Source organism: Streptomyces sp. NPDC127084 (assembly GCF_042724175.1).
Lineage (GTDB): Bacteria > Actinomycetota > Actinomycetes > Streptomycetales > Streptomycetaceae > Streptomyces.
The window spans coordinates 1-5423 of sequence record NZ_JBHXFA010000266.1 but is presented as its reverse complement, the minus strand read 5'-3'; the positions used below and the strand labels follow the sequence as shown (position 1 = coordinate 5423).

Sequence of the window (5423 nt, the reverse complement as noted above, 5' to 3'; positions counted from 1 at the left end):
CGGTGTGGCGTGGGGGGCGGGGGGGGGGGGGGCGCGCCCGGGGGGTCTGGCCGGGCCCCCACCGCGCGGGGCGGCCGGGGTGGGTGCGGGGGCCGCCCTCTAAGGGGGGGGGCCCGCACAGGAGGCGGCGAGGTTACGGCGCCCCGAAGGTCAGCACCAGCTGCGGGGTGTTCTCCGCGGCCGACGCCTCACCGGACCACAGCCACAGGGCGTCAGTCCCGGTGCTGGTGAGCGCCAGGCCGTAGCTGCCGCCCAGGGACGAGGAGAGCGCCTCGGTGTCGAGCCCTGTCGAGTAGAGCGACGACAGCTCCGACATCCCGGTCAGGGTGCCGATCGCGGTTTCGGAGACGGCCGGCTTGGAGGCGTACGTGGTACCCGCCTCCGTCCAGCTTCCGGTCACCGGACGCACGGAGATCTCGTCCGCGCTGCCCGCGCTGCTCATCGTGGTGGTCTTCACCGTGAGCCGCGCGCTCTTGAGCACCGTCCCGGCCGGCGCCGCCGGCAGGTCGAAGCGCAGATACGTCTCGTACGCCGGGTTTCCGCGCACCGCCAGCGAGGTGGAGGTGCCGTAGCTGGTGCTGGGAGCACCGGCGTTGACGTACGTGTCCTCCGCCGCCTGGACCGTCTGCACGGTGTCGGCCACGGCCGACGCGAGGGAGTGGTGCTTCTGCACCTGCGACGCGCTCAGCGCCGACGGGTAGATCGCCGTCTCGTCCAGCTGACCGGCGAAGTAGGCGCTGGTGGGACGGTTCGGCCAGGCGCTGATGTTGTCCCCACCGATACGCCAGTAACCGTTGTAGCTCTGGTTGCCGGTCTCGGCGAGCGTGCCGACCTGGACACCGTCCACGTACAGGGCCATCCCGGAGGCGCCCTGGGTCGCGACGACATGGTGCCACTTGCCGTCGTTGTAGCTGTTCGGCGTGGTGATGGTACGGGCGGTGCCCGTCCAGACGCCGAAGATCAGCTGACCGTTGTTGCGCATGTAGACGTGCCGGTCGTAGTTGGCACTGTTCTGGAAGGTCCGGTCACCGAATCCGACCAGCTTGCCGCCCCGAATGGTGGTGGTCTTGAACCAGGTCTCGATCGAGTACTGGCTCGGCCCCGCCACCTTCTTCTCGCTGTAGGCCCACTCGTTGGTGCCGTTGAAGCCCATCGCGGTGGACGCGCCCGTCACGGCACCAGGGGTCTGGCGCAGCGAGGGCTCGTTGATCTGGACGCCGTTCTGGTTGCCCGACGAGCTGTCGCCGATGAACGGGCTGCTGGACTCGTCGTAGCGCCAGTACATGTTCGCGCCGTCACCCAGTACCTGTGCCGCGTAGTTCTGGGCGGAGGTCGGCACCGTCACGGTGACCGTGGACGACAGCCCGGAGGCGTTGCCCGCGGCGTCGGTGGCGGTCACCCGGTAGGTGTAGGTGGAGCCGGGGGTGACGTTCTTGTCGGTGTACGAGAGCTGCGGACGCGACCACTCGACGGAGTCGCCCTCGACCGTGTACACGGGCGTGGCGCCGTTGTTGCGGTAGACCTTGTACGTCAGCTTGCTGTCGTCCAGGTCGTAGCTCGAGCGCCAGCGGACGCGGGCCTCGGAGGGACTCACGGACTCGCCGCTGGCCACGGGCACCGTCGGCGCCCCGGTGTCCGGGGAGGACGCGAAGCGGGTCAGACCCTGGGCCGCGGAGCCGTTGACGGTGGTGAACTCGCCACCGACCCACATGTACTTGTTGTCGGCGGTCTCGGAGACCACCATGGTGCGCGGACCGATGCCCTCGCCCGGACCGTCGTTGGTGTCCGGGAACCAGCCCAGCTTGTTGGTGCCGGTGGTCGGCTCCGCGAGCAGGTGGCGGCGGCGGCCGTCGGGGAACTCCCCGACAGTGGAGCAGTCGTGTGCGTGCGAGGCGCTGTACAGCACGCCCTCGTACGACTCGACGGCCTGGGTCGCGCCGAGGCAGGTGTCGCGCCAGCGCTGGTTCAGCGTGGACAGGTCCAGCGCGATTCGGCCGTCGAACACACCGCCGCCGGTGCCCTCGTTGCCGGTGTAGAAGCCCGTGGCGTCGGTGTCGAGCGCCTTGACCACCGACCTGCTCTCGATGAAGCCGGGGTAGGTGCGGACATTGGCACCCGTGGTCGCGTTGACGACGGCCAAGGCGTGCGAGCTCGCACCGTTGACGGTGAAGAAGTCACCGCCGAGGATCACGTTCTTGCCGTCGGGGGTGACCGCGACGGCCCGGCCGGGCTCGTCCACATCGGCCTGGAACGGCTTGACGTCGCCGCTGGTGGCGTCCACCGCGGCGTAGCGCGCGTGCTCGGCGCCGCCGACGGAGGTGAAGTCGCCGCCCAGGTAGACGGTGTCCCCGGTGACCGCGAGCGCGCGCACGGTGGCGGGGACGCTCGGGCGGAAGCCCGACTTGGGCGTGCAGGTGGCGATGTCGATGGCGGCGAGGCTGCTGACCGGCACGTTGTTGACCGAGCCGAAGTAGCCGCCCGCGTACAGCGTCTTCTTGTCCGGCGAGACCGCGAGGGCCCGCACGGTCGCGGTGCCGCTGCCGACCGCGAAGGACAGCTTGCAGGACGTGGGATCGCCCGTCGCCGCGTTCAGCGCGACGAAGTTCAGCGCGTTCTGCGCGGTGCCGCTCTCCCCCTCCGGCGGGCGCACCTGGGAGAAGGTGCCGCCGGCGAAGACCGTGCCGTTCGCCTCGGCCATGGCCCACACGATGCCGTTGGTCTGCCAGGTCGGCAGATCGTCGGCGGTGAAGGCGACGGGCGAGGTGATGGCGTTGGCGGACTGCGGCAGGAACGTCATCACGCCCAGGCCGCCCGCCGCGGCCACTGATAGTGCGAGGACGACACTCAGCCGCCCTCTCTTCCTTCTGTGCATGTACCCCCCGGCTTCTGAGCCCGGTCACGGACTCTCTGCCTTGACGCGCCCGCCTGTACCCCCTGGGTCGGGGCGGGCCGTGTGAACGTGTTTGCGCGCGAACTCTACGAGTGCATTCCACTTCGCGGAACGCATTTGACTCATCTGATGAACAATTTAAACGTTTTCACGGCGGTCCCGTGTGACAGGACAGTGCTTCCGTCACCGGGGGTCGCCGTCGCGTCACGCAACCGGCGGTTGGCGGCCGCGTCACCCGACCGTGTGTCAGCGGTCGATACGCACCGAGGCGCCCGCCAGTTGGTCCGCGACCTGCCGCACATCCGCGTCGACCATGATCCGCGCGAGCTCCTCCACCAGGACGGTGGGCTTCCAGCCCAGCAGCTCACGCGCCTTGGACGCGTCGCCGATCAGCGCGTCGACCTCGCTGGGGCGCTCGTACTTGGGGTCGTAGCGGACGTGGTCGTTCCAGTCGAGACCCACATGGGCGAACGCGGTCTCCACGAACTCCCGCACCGTCGCCGGGACTCCGGTGGCCACCACGTAGTCGGTCGGCTCGTCGTGCTGGAGCATCCGCCACATCGCCTCGACGTACTCGGGCGCGTAACCCCAGTCGCGCACCGCGTCCAGGTTCCCGAGGTAGAGGTGGTCCTGGAGACCGGCCTTGATCCGGGCGACGGCGCGGGTGATCTTGCGGGTCACGAAGGTCTCGCCGCGTCGCGGGGACTCGTGGTTGAACAGGATGCCGTTCACCGCGAACATGTCGTACGCCTCGCGGTAGTTGACCGTGGCCCAGTACGCGAAGACCTTCGCGGCACCGTAAGGGCTGCGCGGGTGGAAGGGCGTGCCCTCGTTCTGCGGGGGCGGCGTCGAGCCGAACATCTCCGAGGACGACGCCTGGTAGATCCGCGTGTCCACCCCGCTCGCCCGGACGGCTTCCAGCAGCCGCAGCGCTCCCAGGCCGGTCACGTCACCGGTGTAGAGCGGCGCGTCGAAGGAGACCCGTACATGGGACTGCGCGCCCAGGTTGTACACCTCGTCCGGCTGGATGTCGCGCAGCAGGTTCACCAGCGCCACCCCGTCGGAGAGGTCGGCGTGGTGCAGCACGAAGCTGCGCTCGGCCTCCTGCGGGCCCTGGTAGATGTGGTCGATCCGCTCGGTGTTGAAGCTGGACGACCTGCGCACCAGGCCGTGCACCCGGTAGCCCTTCGACAGCAGCAGCTCCGCCAGATACGAGCCGTCCTGGCCGGTCACGCCGGTGATCAGCGCGGTCTTGGTCATGTGATGTTCCCCTCCATGCCGGACCCGCCATGGGGCCGGATCCGGTTCTTGCGCCCGCTGTGCACGGGCCGGTTGCCTTGAAAACCTGGTATCTCTGGAATCCTGGGAAGTACCGGTAATTTCCGCTGAAATGCCGACGCGGTCGTACTGATCACGCAACGCCTGGCATGATCCGGCCCATGACCGCATCGCTGCTGCCCGAACGTGCCCGTGTCTTCGTCGCCGGCCACCGTGGGCTGGTGGGCTCCGCCGTGGCCCGCCGGCTCGCCGCCGACGGACACGAGGTGCTCACCCGTACCCGTGCCGAGCTGGACCTGCGCGACGCCGCGCGTACCGCCGCCGAACTGGCCGACCTGCGCCCCGACGCGGTGGTGCTCGCCGCCGCCAAGGTCGGCGGCATCATGGCCAACAGCACGCAGCCGGTGCAGTTCCTGGAGGAGAACCTCCAGATCCAGCTCAGCGTGATAGCGGGGGCGCACGCCGCCGGGGTCGGCCGGCTGCTCTTCCTGGGCTCGTCGTGCATCTACCCCAAGCACGCCCCCCAGCCGATCACCGAGGACGCGCTGCTGACCGGCCCGCTGGAGCCCACCAACGAGGCGTACGCCCTCGCGAAGATCGCCGGCATCGTCCAGGTGCAGTCGTACCGGCGCCAGTACGGCGCGTCGTACATCAGCGCCATGCCGACGAACCTCTACGGGCCCGGTGACAACTTCGACCTGGAGACCTCGCATGTGCTGCCGGCCCTGATCCGGCGCTTCCACGAGGCGGTGGCCGAAGGGCGCGACGAGGTCGTGCTGTGGGGCAGCGGCACCCCGCGCCGGGAGTTCCTGCACGTGGACGATCTCGCCGCCGCCTGCGCGCTGCTGCTGCGCTCCTACGACGGCGACGAGCCGGTCAACATCGGCTGCGGAGACGACCTCACCATCCGGGAACTGGCCGAGACGGTCGCCGGGGTCACCGGGTTCACCGGCCGGATCGCCTGGGACACCAGTCGGCCCGACGGCACCCCGCGCAAGCTGCTCGACATCTCCCGGCTGGCGGGGCTCGGCTGGAAGCCGGCGATCCCGCTGCGCGACGGCATCGCCGCGACCTACGCGCACTGGCGCGAGGGTCTCGAAGGCGGCCGGGAGACCGCTCTCGGGAGCTGACCGACTCGGCCGGGCGCCCTCCCCGTCACAGCCACGGAGGCGGGCGCCCTCCCGGCTACGGCCACGGAGGCAGCCGCCGTTACGGACGTGGCCCGCCGCCGCCCGGCCGCCCGCGGGCCCGCCGG

The 5423-nt window shown here is 70.2% G+C and carries 3 protein-coding genes; 1 reads left to right on the top strand and 2 read right to left on the bottom strand.

Annotated elements, in window-relative coordinates:
* Nucleotides 1-133: 133 nt before the first annotated feature.
* Together ACFWI9_RS32720 and gmd are read right to left on the bottom strand one after the other, a co-directional pair.
* Nucleotides 134-2872 carry a LamG-like jellyroll fold domain-containing protein gene (locus ACFWI9_RS32720; protein WP_387168479.1) on the bottom strand — a complete coding sequence of 913 codons (2739 nt, stop codon included), beginning with the start codon at nt 2870-2872 and terminating at the stop codon, nt 134-136.
* A gap of 264 nt (nt 2873-3136) precedes the next feature.
* Nucleotides 3137-4150, bottom strand: coding sequence for a GDP-mannose 4,6-dehydratase (gene gmd, locus ACFWI9_RS32715; RefSeq protein ID WP_387168476.1), 1014 nt, complete (start codon nt 4148-4150; stop codon nt 3137-3139).
* Nucleotides 4151-4329: 179 nt separating this feature from the next.
* Here gmd and ACFWI9_RS32710 point away from each other — a divergent pair, with 179 nt between their 5' ends.
* A complete protein-coding gene (locus ACFWI9_RS32710) occupies nt 4330-5298 on the top strand; it encodes a GDP-L-fucose synthase family protein (protein ID WP_387168473.1) in 969 nt (322 codons plus the stop codon).
* Nucleotides 5299-5423 lie beyond the last annotated feature (125 nt).